Genomic DNA, 20,059 nt, shown 5'->3' with positions numbered 1-20,059 from the left:
GCCACTTAACTCCAAGGAGGGTGAATAAAGATGAAACGACCGAACGTCATTATTTTTTATTGCGACGATCTCGGGTACGGAGATTTGGGCTGCTACGGCTCGGAGGCGATGAAAACCCCGCATCTGGACCGTCTGGCGGCCGAAGGCATTCGCTTTACGAATTGGTATTCAAACTCCCCCGTTTGCTCGCCGTCGCGGGCAGCGCTGCTCACCGGGCGTTATCCGGCAAGAGCCGGCGTCAGCCACATTCTCGGCGGCAAGCGCGGCACCGCGGGTTTGCCGCTGGGGCAGACGACGCTGGCGCAAACGCTCAAAGCGAACGGGTACCGGACGGCCCTGTTCGGCAAATGGCATTTGGGCGCTTCGGCCGAATACGGGCCTAATGCCCACGGGTTCGAGGAGTTTTACGGGTTCCGCGCCGGCTGCATCGATTACTATTCGCACATTTTTTACTGGGAGCAGGGGCGCGGCGTCAACCCGGTGCACGACTTGTGGCACAACGAAACCGAGGTGTGGGACAACGGCCGGTATATGACGGAGCTGATCACGGAGAAATCGGTCGAATATATCGAGGAGGCGAGGGAGGAGCAGCCGTTTTTCCTGTATGTGGCCTACAATGCGCCGCACTACCCGATGCATGCCCCGAAACGGTACGTGGACAGGTTCCCTGATTTGCCGCCGGACCGGCGCATCATGGCGGCGATGATCGCCGCGGTCGACGACGGCGTCGGCGAAATCGTGGAGGCGCTCAAACGCAAAGGGATGTATGAGGATACCGTCATCTTTTTTTCCAGCGACAACGGGCCTTCCACCGAAGCGCGCAACTGGCTGGACGGAACGGAGGATCTGTATTACGGCGGCAGCGCGGGCTTGTTCCGGGGCCACAAAGCGAGCCTGTTCGACGGCGGCATCCGGGAACCGGCAATTCTCAGCTATCCTGCCGGGCTGCAAGGCGGAAGGGTGAGCGGCGAGCTATGTGCCATGATGGACCTGTATCCGACTCTGCTCGAGCTTGCCGGCATCGGCGAAGGCGAGGGCGCCGCGGCCGGGTGCGATGGTGCCAGCTTATGCCCGATGCTGCAGGGCGCCGCTCCTATGCCGGAGAGGCGGTTGTACTGGGAATACGGCGACCAGCTAGCGGTGCGGGAAGGGAAATGGAAGCTCGTCCTGAACGGCAAGCTTGATTTCAGCCGGGCAGCCGCAGATCCGGTCCACCTTTCCGATCTGGAGCACGATCCGGGCGAGCGGATCAATCTTGCCGGTCAATACCCCGACATCGTACAGCAGCTAGAAACGGACGTGCGGCGCTGGTACGCCGCGATTCGAGAGGAGGCGCAGCACCTGTGAAAGCGATTGTGATCTTATTCGATTCGCTGAATCGCCATATGCTCCCCCCGTATGGGGGCGCTGATTGGATACACGCTCCGAACTTCAGCCGGCTCTCGGAGCGCAGCGTGACGTTCGACAACAATTGGGTGGGGAGCATGCCGTGCATGCCGGCAAGGCGCGACATGCTCACGGGCAGATACAATTTCCTGCACCGGAGCTGGGGGCCGCTCGAGCCGTTCGACGACTCCATGCCCGCCATTCTTCAGCGGCATGGCGTCTATTCGCATCTCGTGAGCGACCATTACCATTATTGGGAGCCGGGAGGCGCGACCTACCATAGCCAATACAGCACATGGGACTTCGTGCGCGGCCAGGAAGGCGATCCGTGGAAAGGGGAGGTCGCCGCTCCGGACATTCCCGAACATGTCGGCAGCTTCGAGGGGTACCGGGCTCGCCTGTTCCGCCAAGATTGGATCAACCGCAAGTACATGACGGAGGAGGAGCAGCATCCGCAGGCGAAAACTTTCGCGCGGGAGATCGAATTTATCCGCACGAACCGGGGCGAAGACAACTGGCTGCTGCAAATTGAAGCTTTCGATCCGCACGAGCCGTTCTTCTCGCACCAGAAGTATAAAGATTTGTATCCGCACGACTATACGGGCAAACATTTCGACTGGCCGGGCTACGGGCGCGTGCAGGAAACGAGAGAAGAAGCGGAGCACTGCAAATTCGAGTATGCCGCCCTGCTCAGCATGTGCGACGCCTATCTCGGCAAAGTGCTGGACGCGATGGACGAATACGATCTATGGCGCGATACGATGCTGATCGTCACGACCGATCACGGTTTCCTGCTCGGCGAGCACGACTGGTGGGCCAAAAACATAATGCCGTTCTATAACGAAATCGCGCGCACGCCGTTATTTGTATGGGATCCGCGCGAAGACAGGAGGGGCGAGCGCTGCAACCGGTTGACGCAGTTGATCGACTTGGCGCCGACGCTGCTCGGCTTTTTCGGAGCTCCGGTGCCTGCCGATATGCAAGGGATCTCCCTATGCGAAGCGCTCAATCCGAACGCGCCAAAGAGAGAGGCCGTTCTGTTCGGGATTCACGGGGGGCATGTGAACTGCACCGACGGCACTTACGTTTATATGCGGGCGCCGCCCGTCCCGACAACAGCCCGCTCTTCAATTACACGCTCATGCCGACGCATATGGCGTCCATGTTCAGCACCGAAGAGCTGCGGCGGATCGAACTCGCCGAGCCCTTTGCTTTTACCAAAGGGGTACGCACGCTGAAAATTCCGGCGGCTTCCTATATCCCGGCGCACCGGTTCGGGACGTTGCTGTACGATTTGGCGGGCGATCCGCGGCAAGAACAGCCTATTCAAGATGCGGCGGCAGAGGAAACGATGATCGGGCATATGGTCCGCCTGATGAAGCAGCACGACGCGCCGCCGGAACAGTACGAACGGCTCGGGCTCGCCGGCGTTTAAAGCAGGTGCGGCGATTGCGAGCCGGCCAGCCTGTACTCTGTCGGCGACATGAACATATATTTTTTGAAAATGCGGAAGAAATAGGAATGGTCGTAGTAGCCCAAGTAATCGGAAATTTCGGTGACGGTAAGGTCCGAATTCGTCAGCAGGTTGCAGGCTTCCTTCACGCGCAGCAAATGGACGTACTGGATCGGGGATATTCCCATCACTTCGCGGAACAGCGATATCGTATAGTTGGCCGAGCGATGGACGAGCGCCGCAAGCTGCTCGATTTGAATCGGCTGGCGGAAATGGGCGACCAAATATTTTTGCAGCTCGTTGGCCAGCTTCAGCTTGATGGGGGTCACTTCCACCAGCTCGAATTCGCGCGCGGCCATCCCGATCAGCTCGTGGAAAATGCCGGAGACGACAAACTGATGAAATTTGACGTCTCCGACCGTTTCCAAATAAAGCCTTTCGAAGCGGCGCTTCATATACTCGAAGCTGCGGATTTTGCATTTGTCGAACCGGTTTTTGCCGAGAAACGGCAGCTCCTTTGCGGAATCATCGTCATGTTTGAACAAGACGGTGATTTTTTGATGTTCGCCATCCGCATTTTCGCTGGCCCGGAGCGTCCCTGCCGGGATAAACAGCAGTTCTCCCTTCTCTGCGATGAAGGTTTGGTCGTTAAGGGTATATTTGATTTTTCCGTCGACGATGAGCGCAAGAACATTCTGGCTAATGACTGCCAAATTGTTGCGCCAGTTAGGGATATAGTTGTCGAAATGGACTGAATGCAACGTCAGCATATGTGCAGAATATCCCCTTTCTTTCGTATAGCTTGACTGTAGCAGTATACATGCATGATTTCAATAAACGCAGAAAAATTAAACATTGAATTAAAAATATATCGATAAATCGTACACATCATCGTTGAAATATGCATGGACTATTCTCTGCTCCGTTCGGTACTATTTGGATAAAGATAGCGTTTGCAGGTTGCCTGGACGTATACCCTTTATGCAAAGGGGGAGGTTTTCCGCTTGAACCGATTCGCCCGCCTGTCAGGTTGCTGCCGCTTTGACGGCCGTGCCTCTGCATCGTTATTTTGTCGACGGGATCGCCGGCGCCGTGAAAGGATAAGCCGGCAGGCGATCTTGAATCATACATACAAGGAGCGTTGACCATGAGAATTCTGCTGCTGGATTTAGACTCGACAAGACCCGATCATTTGGGCTGCTACGGCTACAGCCGCAATACGTCGCCGAACATTGACCGCATCGCTGCGGATGGGGTTACGTTTACGAACTATTACACGTCAGACGCTCCGTGTTTTCCTTCGCGGACGGCGCTCATGACCGGGCGTTTCGGCATCCATAACGGCGTCGTCGGGCACGGCGGCACCGCCGGCGACGTTCGGCACGAAGGCGCGGAACGGCAATTCCGCAGCCGCCTGACGAGCGAATGCTTCCCCGCGCTGTTTCGCTCGGCAGGCATGAAAACGGCCCTGGTCAGCCCTTTCGGCGAGCGCCATTCGGCTTGGACGTTCTACGCCGGCTTCAACGAAATTCACAATACCGGCCGGGGCGGCATCGAATCGGCGGAGGAAGTTACTCCGGTCGTACTGGACTGGATTCGGCAAAACGCCAAGCAAGACGACTGGTTCCTGTACGTCAACTACTGGGACCCGCATACGCCGTACCGGGCGCCGGAGCAGTTCGGCAATCCGTTCGCGGACGACCCGCTGCCGGAATGGATTACGGGCGAAGTGCTCGAGGAGCATACGACGCGCAAAGTCGGGCCGCACAGTGCCCGCGAAATCAACATGTACGACAATAAGACGAGTCCGCAATACCCGCGCCATCCCGGCGATTTTACTGACCGTGAAGGGCTGCGCCGGGTGATCGACGGCTATGATAGCGGCATCCGCTACATGGACGAACATATCGGCATGCTGTTTGGCGAGCTGGAGCAGCAAGGCGTCATGGACGACCTGATCGTGATCATTACCGCCGACCACGGCGAGAACATGGGCGAGCTCGGCATTTACGGAGAGCACGGCACAGCCGACCAGGCCACTTGCCGCATCCCGATGATTATCCGCTGGCCCGGCATGAAGCGGGGCCATGTGGACGACGGCTTGCACTATCACCTCGATCTGCTGCCGACGATGGCCGAGCTCCTGGGCAAGCCGCCGGCTCCGTCATGGGACGGCGTCAGCTATGCGCCGGCGCTGCGTTCGGGCGAAGCGTGCGGCCGGGAGTACCTGGTCGTTTCGCAATGCGCCCACGTTTGCCAGCGCAGCGTCCGGTTCGGCGATTATTTGTATGTGCGGACGTATCATGACGGCTACCACCTGTTCGACAAGGAAATGCTGTTCCATCTTAAGGACGATCCGTATGAACAGGTCAATCTCGCGCAGACGAAGCGGGACGTTTGCAAGGAAGCGGTATATTACTTGAACGAATGGCACGATACGATGATGGAGACGATGCCGTTCGATACCGATCCGCTGTGGACGGTGATGAAGGAAGGCGGCCCTTATCATGCCAAAGGGCACTTGAAACAATACATCGGCTGGCTGGAGCAAACGGGGCGAGGGTTTGCCGTACCCGAGCTGAAGCGCCGCCATCCGGCGGAGCTAGAGTGAAATGAACGGGGGGAGTGCGCCGGCACTCCCCTGCTTGTTGGCAATAGGTCCCGTTCGTGAGATAATCAAAGAGTCGAAACCCAGCGAGAGTGTGCTTTCAAAACAAGCGGAAAGGTGCTGCCCTATGGAAAATATGAAACCTAGCTGCTGTGCGGCGGGCAGGGGATCGTCCAACGTTCAACTCGAAATGAAAGTAAGCGATAGCGGGCATAAGCAAGAGCGGAGGAATGCGGCTCCGGAGGAAGGCATGATTTTTTTGCCGGGCGGCGAATTTCTGATGGGGACGGACGATCAGGAAGGGTTTCCGGACGACGGGGAAGGGCCGGTCAGAGCGGTTACGATTGACCCGTTCTATATCGATCCGTGCGCGGTCAGCAACGCCGATTTCAAACAGTTCGTCGATGCGACGGGCTACGTGACCGAGGCGGAGAAGTACGGCTGGTCGTTTGTGTTTCATCTGTTCGTTCCGCCGGACAACGCGGCAAAGGTGACGCAAGTCGTGCAGCAAACGCCGTGGTGGTGGAACGTGGAAGGCGCCTCCTGGAAACATCCCGAAGGCCCGGGAACAGGCATCGAGGAGCGGATGGACCATCCGGTCGTGCACGTTTCGTGGAACGATGCGGCAGCATATTGCGCCTGGGCCGGCAAGAGGCTGCCGACGGAAGCGGAATGGGAATATGCGGCCAGAGGCGGCCTTGTGCAGAAGCGGTACCCGTGGGGCGATTTGCTGAAGCCGGACGGCGAGCATCGGTGCAACATATGGCAAGGCAAGTTCCCGGACAAAAACAATGCGAGCGACGGGTATGCCGGCACTGCCCCTGTCCGCGCGTTTCCGCCGAACGAGTTCGGCCTGTACAACGTATCCGGCAACGTGTGGGAATGGTGCTCGGACTGGTTTAGCGCCACTTACCATGTGCACGGCCCGCGCGTCAACCCGCAAGGCCCGCCGGAAGGACAAGCCCGCGTGCTGCGGGGCGGTTCGTATTTGTGCCACAAGTCGTATTGCAATCGTTACCGGGTAGCGGCCCGCAGCCGCAACACGCCAGACAGCTCGACCGGCAACATCGGGTTCCGGTGCGTATACAGCAAGAAGGAATAGAGGGCCGCAAACGCAAAATGACCGGAGACAGGCACTTGGCCTTGGCTCCGGTCATTTTGCGTCCGCGCGTCATGGGGCGTACTTGCTCCAATCGAACGGACGGCCGTTCAGCAGCGCTTGCGGCCCTTCCTGCTGCCGGTACTGCAGCGTCAGGCGATCGCCATGACAGGTGACGTAGTCGATTTGCAATGTCGCTCCGGACGAAAACAGCGGCGGCTTCGCTCGCATATGAGCGGCGAATGCCCGCACATCATCGCCGATTCCCAGTTCGCGGCCTTCGCCGGCGCCGATCACTTCCACGACGGCGGCGTTAGGCCGCCCTTTGCTGAATACGGCAATCCGGTCCGAACGCTCCTCGAGCTCGCAATCTTGCATCAGGTAAACGGACACGTACACGCCGTCAACCCGGCCGAATAACGCCCGCGGCTGTTGAATCCACTCGCCCGGCGGCAAAACGCCGACAATTTCGTCATCCTGTTCGGGCGGTATCGGATAAAGAGCGAGTACGGCGTTCCGGTACGGAACGATTTCCATATACTTGCTCTGGTGCCGCAGGTCGCCCGCGGAGTACATGTTTCCAGGGTGAAAGAAGTAAGCGTGATTGACCGCAGGCCGGTTTGTAACCGGGAAGGCTACGTCCCAACGATGCTGCTCGTTGTCGAATTCATCGAACCGTTCCCAAACTCCCCCTACGGCGTAGCTGGGCGTAATATAAGCGTAGCTGTGAAGCAGCTTTTCGCCGGTACCCGCTTCGTCTTTTTTGGCAATAAGCTTCATTACTTCCGCCGGGACGGACCGGTTGGCCGCAGCCCGGCGTTCGCGCTCGGGAGCTTCGTCGAACAGGAAGCCGGCGTATTCCGTGCGGGCAAAATCGTCCGGCAGCGGGAAGTCCCCGAACTGGACATAATCGAAGGCGACGTTGCTGTCGCGCGGAATATCGTGCGGCCAGCTCCGGGAACGCGCGCCGACCCAAGCCCCTTTCAAATAAAACGCGCACCTTTCCTTCCAGAGCCATTGCAGCATCCGATCCAGATCGTCCCGGACAGCGGGCAGCCCGGCCAGCCGTTTCGCGCAGCTAAAAGCTTGCACCCAATGCCAAAACCAGGGCAGGCAGCCGTATTCGCTCATGCCGCGCGCTTCCAGCCGCTCCAGCGTCAGGCGCAAGCTTCGGCGGCCGTCCTCCAGCAGCTGGCGGTCATCGTAGAGATGGCCGAAAATGAGCTTGGCCGCCGTATATTTCGCCTCGTGATGATTGAAGTCGCGCAGCTCCTTTTTGTAGTAAGGGCTTCGGTACAGATGGTATAAAGCCGTTTCGAAGGCGGATTGAAGCGCTTCGCTCAGATGGGGACGGTACGTTTGGTAAAAGTAAGCCATCAAGCTGCCCATCAGCTCGGCAGGCAGCGGATGAGGGCGCGCCTCTTGCGGGGACGGGCGGAGCTGCAGCGGAAAATGGCCGTACGTGCCGCTTGCCGGATCTCGATCCTGCACTTTCAGCACGGCCAGCAAGACGGCCTCCGCTTTGCGCAAAGCCGCTTCGCGCTCGGACTCGCTCGAAAAGCCGTTATCGACGGCGAACGCTAGCAAATAAGAAGCGTAGTAGTAGTTATCCCGAATGTCGCGGTCAAACCATATTTCGTATTCATTGAGCGGCAACTGAACCGCGCGCAGCGCCATATGCCGCACGATCTCTTTCCTCCGCTGCTCGAAACTGGACATTGCTGTGCTCATCCTCCCGACATGGGTTCATTTCATATAGTGAATTTATTACACCCTGCTTCGGAAGTAAAGCGAAAACCGGAATTGCCGCACGTTCGGCAATCCCGGTTTTTCCGTTCTTCGCATATAGGCAAACATCGAAAAAAATCAAACAAAATACATAATTTATCCCCTGTCGGAAACTTTTGGTCCGGTGCTACATTACTTTATGACTGCTAGAACGGGCTCCGGAGGTTATAAACACGATAATCGGTGAGGTGATACGATGAGAAAGGCTTTTTCAGCAATCGCGATTGCCGCTATGGTCAGTTTCATCGCTGCAGGATGTGCTTCCGGCGGCGCAAGTTCGGGCGGGGACAGTCAGGGCAAACCGGCGGCAGCCGGCGCTGCCGGCCAGCAGCCAAAAGCGGAGACGCCGAAGGAAAAGGGCAAGTTTGTGTTCTGGGACAAAGCCGAATATGTCGCAGCGTATAACGACGACATGAAGGCGTATGTCGAAAAATGGGGCCAAAGCAACAATGTGGACGTAACCTACGTCATTGTCTCCCCCAACGACTTGAAAACGAAGCTGCTGGCTGCTATCGAAGCCAAAAACCCGCCGGATCTTATCGTCGGCGACGACTTTCTGCTCAAGCAGTTTATCGCCATGAATGCGCTTGTTCCGCTTGACGATGTCGTGAACGGCGCGGATTTGGTGCCTGGCGCCAAAAACTATACGGTCACGGGCGGCAAGTATTTCCTGGCGCCGGAGGCGTTCCTGATGGGCGGCGCCTATTTGCGCAAAGACGTGTGGGATAAGCACAACTTGCCGGTTCCGAAAACGTGGGACGAACTTTACCAGCAAGCGAAAGTCGTGAACGATCCGAAGAACGGTTTTTACGCCGTGGGATTTCCTCTCGGGGCTTCCGGCGGCGGCGACGCGGAAGGCATGCTGCGCGACCTGATCCTGAGCTTCGGCGGCTCGATCGTCGACAAGGACAACAACATCACCGTGAACTCGCCGGAAGTTTTGGCAGCGCTTAAATTTGCGGCGCAATTTTGGCAGCAAGGTTTAACGCCTGCATCTTCCACGACCTGGGACGATACGGGCAACAATAATGCGTATTTGGCCGGAACCGTCGGGTTCGTCCTCAACTCCGGAAGCATTTATTCGGCGGCGCAGAAAGATAAGCCGGAGCTGGCCAAAAACACGCTGCTCATTCCGAAATTGGCCGGTCCGAAAGGCAGAGTCGTTCTCGGCAGCGGCAATGCGTTCGCCGTGCTTGCCGGCGGCAAAGGGACGGACGGCGCGAAGAAATTCGTGTCGGCTTTCTTGGGCGATAAGCCCCACTATACTCAGCTTGTGGCGAAGCTCGGAGGAACGTGGCAGCCGGTGCTGAACGGAGCCCAGGACGATCCGTTCTGGAAAGATCCGAACAATGCGTCCGCCGGGTGGCTCGATCAAATCAACAACGTCGTCGGCGCCGGCAACTATCCGGGACCGGAAGATGCGCTCGGGGCCAAGTCGAAATCGATGCAGCTGGTGACCAAAACGGTGCAGCGCATCGTCGTGGAAAAAATGGATCCGCAAAAGTCCCTCGATCAACTGGAAAAAGATTTGAAGCAATTATACGGCAAGTAACCGGCCAAGACGGGGTGATTTTGTGCGTGCGGAAGCTTTGGGAAGGAAATACGACAGGGCTCTAGCGTATACGCTGATCCTGCCGGTTGCATTTGTCATCTTTATCGTCATCGGCATCCCGTTCGTTCAGGCGTTGTACCTCAGTTTGACCAACAAGACGGTCGGAGTGGAGCCGGCATTCATCGGGTTGAAAAATTACGTCACGATCTTATCCGACCCCGATTATTGGAAAGTGCTGCGCAACACGTTCGTCTACATGATCGCCTGCGTCGCCGTCAAGCTCGTTCTCGGCATGATTCTGGCTGTCGTGCTGAATGAAAAATTTCCCCTTCGCGGTTTGTTCCGCGGCATTTTTCTCATCCCCTGGGGACTGTCGGGCATGGTTACGGCGATGACATGGCGCTGGATATATGACGACACGTACGGGATTTTGAATTCGCTGTTTATGCGCTGGGGACTCATCGATACTCCCATTCCGTGGATTTCGGGCATCCATATCGCGCTCGTTTCCTGTATATTGGTGGACGTATGGCGGGGCATTCCGTTCTTTATGTTCAGCCTGCTGGGCGGTTTGCAAACGATCGACCGGCAAATGTACGAAGCGGCCACTATCGACGGCGCCGGATGGACGCGGCAGTTTTTCGGCATTACGGTTCCGTCCGTAATGCCGGTCATCGCGATCACCGCCTTGTTGTCGTGCATCTGGACATTTAACGACTTTGAAAATATTTTTCTGGTAACGGGCGGAGGGCCGGTCCATGCTTCCGCCGTCATATCCGTGTATACGTATGAAGTGGCCTTTTTGCAAAATGCGATGGGGAAATCGCTGGCGGTAGCCGGATCCGTCATCCCGATTCTGGTCGTTATGATCATCGTAGCGACCAGGAGATTGAATACCGACGCTTAGAAGGGGGGAAGCCCATGAGACGAACAACTCTTTGGAAAATCCGCAAATTCACGCTGATTTACGCCATAGTCGTCATCGCGGCCGTATGGACGCTGTTTCCCGTCTATTGGATGGTGAAATCGTCCCTTACCCCCAACGACGTCATGTATACGCCTAAACCTTCGCTTTTGCCGAGCCATTGGACGCTGCTCCATTACCGCGAGCTGATCAAGGCCGGGTTCATGCGCTACGTGTATAACAGCTTGTACGTCGCGCTGATTTGTACGGTCGTCTGTGTTTTCATCAGCGTCATCGCTTCTTACAGCTTGACCCGCTTGAAGTTCAAAGGCCGCAAATTCGTCGCCAAGAGCATCATTTATTCGTATTTGCTTCCGGCCTCGGTGCTGTTTATCCCTATGTACGTGGCGGTCAGCCGATTGGGGCTTAACGACAATAAAAATGCACTTCTGATCGTATATCCGACCTTCATCGTCCCTTATTGCTGCTATATGCTCATCAGTTATTTCAAAGCGATCCCCGAATCGCTCGAGGAAGCGGCGCTCATCGACGGCTGCAGCAGCCTGCAAACGCTGTACAAAATCATCGTGCCGATCGCGGCTCCGGGCATTGCCGTAGTCGCGACCTTTACGTTCACGATGTCCTGGAACGAATTTTTGTACGCACTGTGCCTGACGACAAGCCCGAATCAGCAGACGGTTACGATCGGCATTGCCAGCTTCAAAATTTCCGATCAGGCTATTTGGGGACTGCTCATGAGCTCGTCCGTCGTCGCCTCGATTCCGGCGGTCATGCTGTACTTCTTGGCGCAGCGGTTTTTGAAAAGCGGCCTCAGCGCGGGCGGCGTGAAGTTTTAACATAACGTGCCGCGCGACAAGCATCGTCTCAGGACGGTGCTTTTTCTTATGTTCGCCGAGAGCGCTTGGGCGATCGTTAGCCGCGGCAGCCATACCCTCGCCGAATGTTTCTTTGCCGCGCTTCTTCTCATCGAAACAGTTAGAATAACCCGCTTCGGCTCTTCCAAACTGCTGTACAGTATCCAGAAAGTAACAGCGTCCTTCTTAAGGAGACGTTAATGTATCGCTCTCATAATGTGACTATCCAAAACAACAGGAGGAGATAGTCAAGTGAGGAAGTGGATTGCAGCAGTACTGTTTATAGTGATCGTGCTGGCGCCGGATCCTGGTTTTATATAGACGGCAAAACAAAGCCGGTGAATGCCAAGGCCGCCGCGGTCACGGTCCGCAAAGGAAAGCTGGATGTGCAGGTAAGCGGCTCCGGGTCGGTTGAACCGGTAACGAGCCAGGACGTGACGGCCCACCCGGCCAAAACCGAAACCGTAGACCAGGTACTGGTAGCGGCAAATCAGGAAGTTGCCGCAGGTCAGCAGCTCGTTACGTTTACGGACGGCAGCGATCCGATCACAGCCCCCGTTGCCGGAACGATGACGTCCCTGGCGGTTGGCTCCGGCGACCGCGTAACCGATGGCAAAGTCGTCGCTCACATCACCAACTATCATGATGTGCAGACGGTCGTTCAGGTGGACGAGCTCGATATTCTGAAAGTCAAGCCCGGCCAAACGGCGGATATTAAAGTAAACGCGATCCCGGACCATACCTACACCGGAAAAGTTACGGCGGTGGCGAACGAGGGTAAGGTTACTAACGGCGTATCCAATTTTGACGTTACCGTTCATATCGATGCTCCCGATAGCTTGAAGGTGGGCATGACGACGGAAGCCGACATTTTGACGGATAGCAAAGATAACGTGCTGTATGTCCCGATCGAAGCCGTTCACAGCAGAGGCGGCCAGAAGTTTGTTCTCATTCCGCACAATGCCGCAGACGGTACGCAAACGGCCGAGCAGCGGACGGTTCAAACCGGCATTCATAATGAGAACGATGTGGAAATTACGCAAGGGCTGCAAGAGGGAGACAACGTTGAATTGCCGGTTGTGACCTCTGCAGGCTCGTCCAGCGCTCAGGGCTCCATGAAAGGCGGAAACGGCCTGTGGGGCGGCATGGGCGGCATGTACCGAATGAGCGGCGGCGGAAGCGGCGGCAAAGGAACCGGCAGAGCGGCAGGAGGAACAGGAGGGGCCGGCAAATGACGCCAATTATCGATATTGAGCATATGACGAAGTCGTATGAGATGGGCGGTGAAACGGTCGTGGCGATCAGCGACGTTTCCCTGCAAATCCGCGCCGGCGATTTCGTGGCGATTATCGGTCCTTCCGTGTCCGGCAAATCGACGTTCATGAACATGATCGGCTGTCTCGATAGGCCGGATTCCGGGCGATATTTGCTGGACGGCGAAGAAGTGGAGAAAATGAAGGATCATCAATTGGCGGCCGTTCGCAATCGGAAGATCGGATTTATTTTTCAAAATTTTAATCTTCTGACGAAGTTATCCGCATTGGAAAATATCGAGCTGCCCCTCTTGTATAAGGGCCTAAAGAAGAAAGAACGGCTGGAAATCGCCTATGCCAGCCTCGAGAAAGTGGGGCTCAAGGGCCGGGAGCGCCATATGCCGAACCAGCTCTCCGGCGGCCAGCAGCAGCGGGTGGCGATTGCCCGAGCCTTGGCCGGACAGCCTCCGATTTTGCTCGCGGATGAGCCGACTGGCGCGCTCGACAGCAAAACAAGCCAAGAGATTTTGCAGCTGATGAAAGATCTGCATCGCCAAGGGCACACTATCGTTTTGATTACGCACGATATGGAAGTAGCCAATCAGGCGAGCCGGATTGTCCGCATTCAGGACGGGCAGCTGTTTGAAGCCGGAGGTGAACGGTATGAACCCGCTGCAGTCCATTAAAATGGCTTTGCGGAGCATCAAAGGCAACAAAGTGCGGGCCTTTCTGACGATGCTGGGCGTCATTATCGGGGTATCCTCCGTGATTGTGCTAGTCGCGATCGGCCAAGGCTCGAGCAAAGACATTACAAGCCGGATCAGCAGTTTGGGGACGAATTTGCTGACGGTCAATATCATCGGTACGGATACGGTAAAGCTTACGGAAGACGATGTGGGCAAGTTTGGCGGCATCTCCGGAGTGAAAGACTTGTCGCCGGTTGTTTCCGGCCGCGTCACGGTGAAAAACGGAGCCGAGTCGACGCAAGTGTCGCTGACGGGAACGAACTCGTCGTATCAAACGGTTCGCGATTTGCAGCTGAACTCCGGCCGCTTCCTGTCCGATATGGATGATGAATACCGGCAGAAGATCGCGGTCCTGGGATCCGGCACGGCCGAGACGTTGTTCGGAACGGACGATCCTGTCGGACAATACGTGCAGGTGAACGGCACTTCGTTTAAAGTGGTCGGCGTTCTCGCCTCGAAAGGCGGAGCGCTGGGGCAAAGCGGCGATAATGTCATCGTGATGCCCCTCAGCACCGCGGAGCGTGTGGTGAAAAATACAAGCGTGCAGACGGTCTATATTCAAGCGGATAGCGAGCAGCAGCTCGGCATCGTCATGGCCCGGACGCAAAGCGAGTTGGCCAAGCTGTTCCCGAACAACCAGGATAACTACAGCGTCGTGAACCAGCAGGATTTGATGGACACGATGAGTTCGGTGACGAACACGATGACGATGATGCTGGCCGGCATTGCCGGCATTTCGCTGCTCGTCGGCGGCATCGGCATTATGAACATCATGCTGGTGTCCGTATCCGAGAGAACGAAAGAAATCGGGATCCGCAAGGCGATCGGCGCGCAGCGCAAAGACATTTTGCTGCAGTTCCTCATTGAAGCGGTCGTTTTAAGCTCGATGGGCGGGATTGCCGGCGTGGCGCTCGGTCTCGTTCTGGCGAAAGTGGTGGCGGTCGCCGCCGGTTTGACGATCGCCTATTCAACGGCAGTCATCCTGATCGCGTTCATGTTCTCGCTTGCTACAGGTGTCGTGTTCGGCGTATTCCCCGCCAACAAGGCATCCAAACTGCATCCGATCCAAGCGCTTCGATACGAATAAGCATGGAAGAGCAGGCCGCTGCGGCGCCTGCTCTTTCATGCTTTTTTAAGCGAAAATTTAGCTTGGTTTCAGTTCTGCTTTAAATTCTTTTCACAATCCGTTTTTACACTTTGGTATGTGAACTAGGATTATAGAGAGGATGAGTGGAGTTGAACTATAAAAAATGGATCGGCGCGTGTGCGTTATTTTCGGTGCTGCTCACGGGCTGCGGAGCCAATTCGGCTGCGGGCGGAAGCGCAAATGCCGGCGGCAGCGCGAATAGCGGGCAGCAGTCCGGGCAGTCCGGCGAACAGCAAAACGGGCAGGGCCAAGGGCAGAGCCGGCCGGGGATGAATCCGAAGGCGCGGCAGATGATGATGACGTTCCAGGCGCTGATTGCTATGGACAAGGCGGACGGGCTCGCCATTACGAAGGACGAAGCGGCGCAACTGCTGCCGATCGTGCAGGCAAGCATCTCCGCCGGTGAGCTCACCGCGGACGATCAGACGAAGCTGGAAGGGAAACTGACGGCGGACCAGAAAAAATTTGTGGACGACGATTTGGCGAAAATGGAGCAAAGAATGCAGAACCGCAGCGGCGGCGGAAACGGAAATGGCAAAGGCAATTGGAACGGAAACGGCCAGAATGGCCGAAACGGCGGAAGCAGAAACGGAGATAACGGCGGAACTGCCGGCGGCGACGGAGGCAATGGGAACGCTGGCGGAAGCGGCGTTGGAAATAGCGGCGGAAAGCAGCAGAGAGGCAATGGCGGGGGCCCGGGCCAAAGGCAGAACGTCGGGGAGCAGCTCGTCCAGCTGCTGCAATCCAAGCAATAAAATCAGGGGGACTGTCCCGATGGTCATGCTTCCGTGCTTACAGAAATATGATGTAGGTAAAAGGGAGATGATTGCTATGGGGAACGTCGCGATTCGAGACGTGAAAGTCATTTTAACCGCGCCGGAAGGCATCAATCTAGTTGTCGTCAAGGTGGAAACGTCCGAGCCCGGGCTGTACGGCTTGGGCTGCGCGACCTTTACGCAGCGGTGCTTCGCGGTAGCTACGGCGATCGAGCAATATTTGAAGCCTTTCTTGATCGGCAAAGATCCGTCGCGGATCGAGGATATTTGGCAAACCGGCATGGTCAGCGCCTATTGGCGCAACGGTCCGGTGCTGAACAATGCGATTTCCGGCATCGACATGGCGCTGTGGGACATTAAGGGAAAGCTGGCCAATATGCCGGTGTACGATTTGCTGGGGGGAAAATGCCGCGAGGCGGCAGCTGTTTACCGCCATGCGGACGGCAAAGACGTGCACGAGCTGGAGGATAACGTTGTCCGGTACATGGAGCAGGGCTATCGGTATATCCGGTGCCAGATGGGAGGCTACGGCGGAAAGCACAGCATCGTCAAGCCGGAAAATGCGCCTCCGGGCGCATATTACGATCCCGACGCCTACGCCCGCAGCATTCCGGCGATATTCGAGCATCTCCGGGCGAAGCTCGGTTTTGACATCGAGCTTCTGCACGACATCCACGAGCGGCTCGCTCCGATTGAAGCGATCAGGGTTGCCAAGCAGCTGGAGCAGTACCGCTTGTTTTTCCTGGAAGACCCTCTCGCTCCCGAGCAATTGGATTGGTTCAAGCAGCTTCGCAGCCAGTCCGCGACGCCGATCGCCATGGGCGAGCTGTTCGTCCACCCGGTCGAATGGCTGCCGCTGATCAAAGATTCGCTGATCGATTTTATTCGCGTGCACATTAGCGCGATTGGCGGCATTACCCCCGCCAAAAAATTGGCGGCGCTCAGCGAAGCGTTCGGCGTCCGCACAGCCTGGCACGGGCCCGGCGACGTATCTCCGGTCGGCCATGCGGCGAATTTGCATCTGGATATGAGCTGCATCAATTTCGGCATTCAGGAATGGTATCATTTTTCGGAACCGATCATGGAGGTGTTCCCCGGCTGTCCGGAAATTCGCGGCGGCTACGCCTACTTGAACGGCCGTCCGGGCCTCGGGATCGATATCGACGAGAAGAAGGCGGCAAGCTATCCGTGCCATCGCGAGCTGCCGGCTTGGACGCTGACCCGCGCGCCCGACGGTTCGTCGCTTCGCCCATAGAAGAGGTGAAGCCGATGACAAGCAGGAAAACAGCCATCGTTACGGGAGCGAGCCGGGGTATCGGGAAAGGCATCGCCCTGCACTTGGCAAATAACGGCTACGATCTGTTCCTCACCCATTTGGACGAGCAAAACGAAGCGGACGAGGTGCAGCGGCAGGCGGCTGGTTATGGTGCGTTCTGCATATTCGCCAAAGCCGATTTGTCGCACGAGGACTCCCCCAAGTCAGTTGCGGAGCAAGCGATCCGCGCCTTCGGGCGCGTCGATGTCCTGGTAAATAACGCCGGGATGACCAGAGTGGGCAAAATAACGGAAATGCCCGAGGCGGACGTCGACTATTTATTCCATGTCAATTTCAGAGCCCCGCTGCTGCTCATGAAATATGTCGCCGCCCATATGGCCGAGCGCCAAATTGCCGGCTCCATCGTGAACATCGCTTCGTCTCGCGCGGAAAGAGCTTATCCGCTCGACGCCGTTTATGGCGGCTTGAAGGCCGCGCTTGTGCGGGCCACGCAGTCCGTTGCGCTCGATCTGGCGCCGCATCGGATTCGCGTCAACTGCGTTGCGCCGGGGGCGACGGAAGTGCGCGAGCAAAACCGGCACGTGTACGATGCTTTGGGGGCAAGAATCCCGATCGGCCGAATGGGCAGACCGGACGATATCGCCAAGGCGGTAGCCTGGCTATGCTCGGATGAGGCGGCTTATATTACCGGTATCAATTTGCGCGTGGACGGCGGTTTGATTTTGCCGGGGATGCCGGAAAGAGCGAGCTACCGGGAAGGATGGGGCCAAGTGCCGTAAACTTTTTTCCGCTACGGGTTGATTTGTGCTTCCGGTGCGTTTATGATGAAAGAGAAAATTGCATACACGGGAGCTTGGTGAAGCCAGGCTGAGAGGATAGCCGAATGATGCTGTCGACCGTATAACCTGATCTGGGTAATGCCAGCGGAGGAAACGTTCAAGCCTTTGTGCGCGCACAAAGACCGCTTCTTTTCGTTGCGGTCTTTTTTTTGTGCTCACAACCGGCTTCTCCGCTTGCACACATTCATTCTGAGGCGTTTAGCTGGCGGAATGACGTCGTGCAAGCGAAGCGAACGAAGCACCTCCAGCTAAACGCCAAGGAGGATATGAAATGGCAAGCGAAAGCAAGAGCAATGCAGGGATCGCGGGCAGTGCGGCACTGCCGGGAAGCGCCAAAGTTTACGTACAAGGGTCGCGGCCGGACATTCGCGTACCGATGCGCGAAATTGCCCTGACCCCGACGGTAACCGCAGATGGCGAGCGCGGAAACGCCCCGGTGAGAGTGTATGACAGCAGCGGCCCGTACACCGATGCGGGACTCGAAACCGATATCCGCAAAGGGCTGCCGGCTAACCGTCTCAACTGGATTATGGAACGCGGCGATGTGGAGGCGTATGCGGGCAGAACCGTCCGCGCGGAAGACAACGGCCATAAATCGGATGCTGCGGCCGGGCAGATCGAAACGTTCCCCGGGACGAAGCGCCAGCCGCTGCGGGCGAAAGCCGGCGCCAACGTGACGCAAATGCATTACGCCAGAAAAGGCGTCGTCACTCCGGAAATGGAGTACATCGCGATACGGGAAAACGTCTCCCCGGAATTCGTGCGGCAAGAGGTTGCCAGCGGCAGGGCCATCATTCCCGCCAACATCAACCACCCGGAAAGCGAACCGATGATCATCGGCCGCAATTTCCTGGTGAAAATCAACGCCAACATCGGCAATTCCGCGGTAGCTTCGTCCATCGACGAAGAAGTCGAAAAAATGAGGTGGGCGACCCGCTGGGGCGCCGACACCGTCATGGATCTTTCCACAGGCAAAAACATTCATACGACGCGCGAATGGATTATCCGCAATTCACCCGTGCCGATCGGCACCGTTCCGCTGTACCAGGCTTTGGAAAAAGTGGGCGGCAATGCCGAGGCGCTGAGCTGGGACATTTACCGCGATACGCTGATTGAGCAAGCGGAGCAGGGCGTCGATTATTTTACGATTCATGCCGGCGTTCGCCTGCGCTACATACCGCTCACAGCCGGGCGCGTGACCGGCATCGTATCGCGCGGCGGCTCCATTATGGCCGCTTGGTGTCTGGCCCATCACGAGGAAAATTTTCTATACACCCATTTTGAAGAAATATGCGAAATCATGAAAGCTTACGATATCTCCTTCTCGCTCGGAGACGGGCTGCGTCCCGGGTCTATTGCCGACGCCAACGACGAAGCGCAGTTTGCCGAATTGGAAACGCTCGGCGAGCTGACCCAAATCGCCTGGAAGCACGATGTGCAGGTGATGATCGAAGGCCCCGGACACGTTCCTATGCACATGATTAAAGAAAATGTGGACCGGCAAATGGAAGTTTGCAAGGAGGCGCCGTTCTATACGCTTGGGCCTCTCACGACCGACATCGCTCCCGGCTATGACCACATTACGTCGGCGATCGGCGCGGCCATGATCGGCTGGTTCGGGACGGCGATGCTGTGCTACGTTACGCCGAAAGAGCATCTCGGCCTGCCGAATAAGAACGACGTGCGGGAAGGGGTCATCGCCTATAAAATCGCCGCGCATGCGGCGGATTTGGCCAAAGGCCATCCGGGCGCGCAAGATAGGGATAACGCCTTGTCCAAAGCGCGGTTCGAGTTCCGCTGGAGGGATCAGTTCCATTTGTCGCTCGACCCGGAAAGGGCAATGGAATACCACGACGAGACGCTGCCGGCGGAGGGAGCCAAAACCGCGCATTTCTGTTCCATGTGCGGGCCCAAATTTTGCAGCATGAAGATCACGCAGGACATTCGCGATTATGCGAAGCTGAGCGGTCTTGAAGAGACGCAGGCGATCGAGCGGGGGCTGAAAGATAAAGCGGGCGAATTCCAACAGGCCGGGGGCGCTATTTACCGGTAACAGGCAAAGGGGGAGCGTCCGGCGCCCCCTCCCTTTTTGTTAATGTTCAATTAATTGACTTAAAGGAACGTTCTGTTCGCGCTCCGGTTCATCGAGCGGATAAATACGGGCCGTCTCATTGGCTTCATCCACATGTTGAATGTAAATCGGAACCCCGTTGCAGGTCACATTGGCCATTACCGGCGAGGCGGCAATTTCCGATGCGCGTTGCTTGTTCATAGTTTTTACCTCCATATTTTGGCGTAACGCTTTCTATTTTGCGTTCGTTCCCGGGTTGTTATTCACGGCTTTTGAACGTCTTGTC

The 20,059-nt window shown here is 56.9% G+C and carries 18 protein-coding genes; 15 read left to right on the top strand and 3 right to left on the bottom strand.

Going from position 1 to position 20,059, the window contains the following annotated elements; translation table 11 throughout:
- The first annotated feature begins 30 nt into the window (after positions 1–30).
- The 3 genes from SD70_RS07665 to SD70_RS37715 are packed head-to-tail and all read left to right on the top strand — an operon-like array spanning position 31 to position 2,821.
- Complete coding sequence (locus tag SD70_RS07665) at positions 31–1,347, top strand: sulfatase-like hydrolase/transferase (protein ID WP_041047032.1); 1,317 nt, start codon at positions 31–33, stop codon at positions 1,345–1,347.
- Entirely contained in the window at positions 1,344–2,624 is a 1,281-nt protein-coding gene (locus SD70_RS07660; RefSeq protein ID WP_231571099.1) for a sulfatase, read from the top strand. The genes SD70_RS07665 and SD70_RS07660 overlap by 4 nt, the downstream gene beginning before the upstream one ends.
- On the top strand, positions 2,549–2,821 hold the full coding sequence (locus SD70_RS37715; protein ID WP_231571098.1) for a hypothetical protein: 273 nt from the start codon (positions 2,549–2,551) through the stop codon (positions 2,819–2,821). The genes SD70_RS07660 and SD70_RS37715 overlap by 76 nt, the downstream gene beginning before the upstream one ends.
- Here the strand turns inward: SD70_RS37715 and SD70_RS07655 are convergent.
- Positions 2,818–3,609, bottom strand: coding sequence for an AraC family transcriptional regulator (locus SD70_RS07655; RefSeq protein WP_041047031.1), 792 nt, complete (start codon positions 3,607–3,609; stop codon positions 2,818–2,820). The two genes, SD70_RS37715 and SD70_RS07655, sit on opposite strands and share 4 nt — an antisense overlap.
- Positions 3,610–3,986: 377 nt before the next feature.
- Between SD70_RS07655 and SD70_RS07650 the strand changes: the two genes are divergently transcribed.
- Entirely contained in the window at positions 3,987–5,450 is a 1,464-nt protein-coding gene (locus tag SD70_RS07650) for a sulfatase family protein (protein WP_041047029.1), read from the top strand.
- Between the two features lie 124 nt (positions 5,451–5,574).
- The gene (locus tag SD70_RS07645; RefSeq protein WP_041047028.1) at positions 5,575–6,549 is read left to right on the top strand and encodes a formylglycine-generating enzyme family protein; all 975 of its coding nucleotides are present in this window, start codon (positions 5,575–5,577) and stop codon (positions 6,547–6,549) included.
- A gap of 69 nt (positions 6,550–6,618) precedes the next feature.
- Here the strand turns inward: SD70_RS07645 and SD70_RS07640 are convergent, their stop codons facing one another.
- On the bottom strand, positions 6,619–8,265 hold the full coding sequence (locus SD70_RS07640; protein ID WP_156157927.1) for a hypothetical protein: 1,647 nt from the start codon (positions 8,263–8,265) through the stop codon (positions 6,619–6,621).
- Between the two features lie 265 nt (positions 8,266–8,530).
- Here SD70_RS07640 and SD70_RS07635 point away from each other — a divergent pair, with 265 nt between their 5' ends.
- The 10 genes from SD70_RS07635 (at position 8,531) to thiC (ending at position 19,755) form a co-directional block, all read left to right on the top strand.
- Positions 8,531–9,886 (top strand): ABC transporter substrate-binding protein, encoded by a 1,356-nt coding sequence (locus tag SD70_RS07635; RefSeq protein WP_041047026.1) that lies wholly within the window; start codon positions 8,531–8,533, stop codon positions 9,884–9,886.
- Between the two features lie 22 nt (positions 9,887–9,908).
- A complete protein-coding gene (locus SD70_RS07630; RefSeq protein WP_041047025.1) occupies positions 9,909–10,793 on the top strand; it encodes a carbohydrate ABC transporter permease in 885 nt (294 codons plus the stop codon).
- A 14-nt stretch (positions 10,794–10,807) separates the two neighbouring features.
- Positions 10,808–11,647: a carbohydrate ABC transporter permease gene (locus SD70_RS07625; RefSeq protein ID WP_041047024.1), complete on the top strand. Its 840-nt coding sequence runs from the start codon at positions 10,808–10,810 to the stop codon at positions 11,645–11,647.
- Positions 11,648–12,003: 356 nt separating this feature from the next.
- Positions 12,004–12,900: an efflux RND transporter periplasmic adaptor subunit gene (locus SD70_RS07620; protein WP_231571097.1), complete on the top strand. Its 897-nt coding sequence runs from the start codon at positions 12,004–12,006 to the stop codon at positions 12,898–12,900.
- The gene (locus tag SD70_RS07615; RefSeq protein ID WP_041047023.1) at positions 12,897–13,604 is read left to right on the top strand and encodes an ABC transporter ATP-binding protein; all 708 of its coding nucleotides are present in this window, start codon (positions 12,897–12,899) and stop codon (positions 13,602–13,604) included. The genes SD70_RS07620 and SD70_RS07615 overlap by 4 nt, the downstream gene beginning before the upstream one ends.
- Positions 13,582–14,751, top strand: a complete 1,170-nt coding sequence (locus SD70_RS07610) for an ABC transporter permease (protein ID WP_041047022.1) — start codon at positions 13,582–13,584, stop codon at positions 14,749–14,751. Before SD70_RS07615 ends, SD70_RS07610 begins: the two co-directional genes overlap by 23 nt.
- A 149-nt stretch (positions 14,752–14,900) precedes the next feature.
- Positions 14,901–15,566: a hypothetical protein gene (locus SD70_RS07605; RefSeq protein ID WP_041047021.1), complete on the top strand. Its 666-nt coding sequence runs from the start codon at positions 14,901–14,903 to the stop codon at positions 15,564–15,566.
- A 76-nt stretch (positions 15,567–15,642) separates the two neighbouring features.
- Positions 15,643–16,842, top strand: a complete 1,200-nt coding sequence (locus SD70_RS07600) for an enolase C-terminal domain-like protein (protein WP_041047019.1) — start codon at positions 15,643–15,645, stop codon at positions 16,840–16,842.
- A gap of 14 nt (positions 16,843–16,856) precedes the next feature.
- Positions 16,857–17,642 carry an SDR family NAD(P)-dependent oxidoreductase gene (locus SD70_RS07595; RefSeq protein WP_041047018.1) on the top strand — a complete coding sequence of 262 codons (786 nt, stop codon included), beginning with the start codon at positions 16,857–16,859 and terminating at the stop codon, positions 17,640–17,642.
- 331 nt (positions 17,643–17,973) lie between these two features.
- Entirely contained in the window at positions 17,974–19,755 is a 1,782-nt protein-coding gene (gene thiC / locus SD70_RS07590; protein ID WP_041047017.1) for a phosphomethylpyrimidine synthase ThiC, read from the top strand.
- Positions 19,756–19,794: 39 nt separating this feature from the next.
- Here the strand turns inward: thiC and SD70_RS07585 are convergent, their stop codons facing one another.
- Complete coding sequence (locus SD70_RS07585) at positions 19,795–19,974, bottom strand: small acid-soluble spore protein H (RefSeq protein WP_041047016.1); 180 nt, start codon at positions 19,972–19,974, stop codon at positions 19,795–19,797.
- Positions 19,975–20,059: the final 85 nt, after the last annotated feature.

It is taken from the genome of Gordoniibacillus kamchatkensis, from assembly GCF_000829455.1.
GTDB classification, from domain to species: Bacteria; Bacillota; Bacilli; order Paenibacillales; family NBRC-103111; genus Gordoniibacillus; species Gordoniibacillus kamchatkensis.
This window is presented reverse-complemented; position numbering and strand designations above follow the sequence as displayed.

Excerpts from the sequence above, each read along its gene's own strand:
- SD70_RS07665 (WP_041047032.1), top strand. The coding sequence starts at position 31 with ATGAAACGACCGAACGTCATTATTTTTTATTGCGACGATCTCGGGTAC.
- SD70_RS37715 (WP_231571098.1), top strand. The coding sequence starts at position 2,549 with ATGTTCAGCACCGAAGAGCTGCGGCGGATCGAACTCGCCGAGCCCTTT.
- SD70_RS07655 (WP_041047031.1), bottom strand. The coding sequence starts at position 3,609 with ATGCTGACGTTGCATTCAGTCCATTTCGACAACTATATCCCTAACTGG.
- SD70_RS07650 (WP_041047029.1), top strand. The coding sequence starts at position 3,987 with ATGAGAATTCTGCTGCTGGATTTAGACTCGACAAGACCCGATCATTTG.
- SD70_RS07645 (WP_041047028.1), top strand. The coding sequence starts at position 5,575 with ATGGAAAATATGAAACCTAGCTGCTGTGCGGCGGGCAGGGGATCGTCC.
- SD70_RS07640 (WP_156157927.1), bottom strand. The coding sequence starts at position 8,265 with ATGTCCAGTTTCGAGCAGCGGAGGAAAGAGATCGTGCGGCATATGGCG.
- SD70_RS07635 (WP_041047026.1), top strand. The coding sequence starts at position 8,531 with ATGAGAAAGGCTTTTTCAGCAATCGCGATTGCCGCTATGGTCAGTTTC.
- SD70_RS07625 (WP_041047024.1), top strand. The coding sequence starts at position 10,808 with ATGAGACGAACAACTCTTTGGAAAATCCGCAAATTCACGCTGATTTAC.
- SD70_RS07615 (WP_041047023.1), top strand. The coding sequence starts at position 12,897 with ATGACGCCAATTATCGATATTGAGCATATGACGAAGTCGTATGAGATG.
- SD70_RS07610 (WP_041047022.1), top strand. The coding sequence starts at position 13,582 with ATGAACCCGCTGCAGTCCATTAAAATGGCTTTGCGGAGCATCAAAGGC.
- SD70_RS07600 (WP_041047019.1), top strand. The coding sequence starts at position 15,643 with ATGGGGAACGTCGCGATTCGAGACGTGAAAGTCATTTTAACCGCGCCG.
- SD70_RS07595 (WP_041047018.1), top strand. The coding sequence starts at position 16,857 with ATGACAAGCAGGAAAACAGCCATCGTTACGGGAGCGAGCCGGGGTATC.
- thiC (WP_041047017.1), top strand. The coding sequence starts at position 17,974 with ATGGCAAGCGAAAGCAAGAGCAATGCAGGGATCGCGGGCAGTGCGGCA.
- SD70_RS07585 (WP_041047016.1), bottom strand. The coding sequence starts at position 19,974 with ATGAACAAGCAACGCGCATCGGAAATTGCCGCCTCGCCGGTAATGGCC.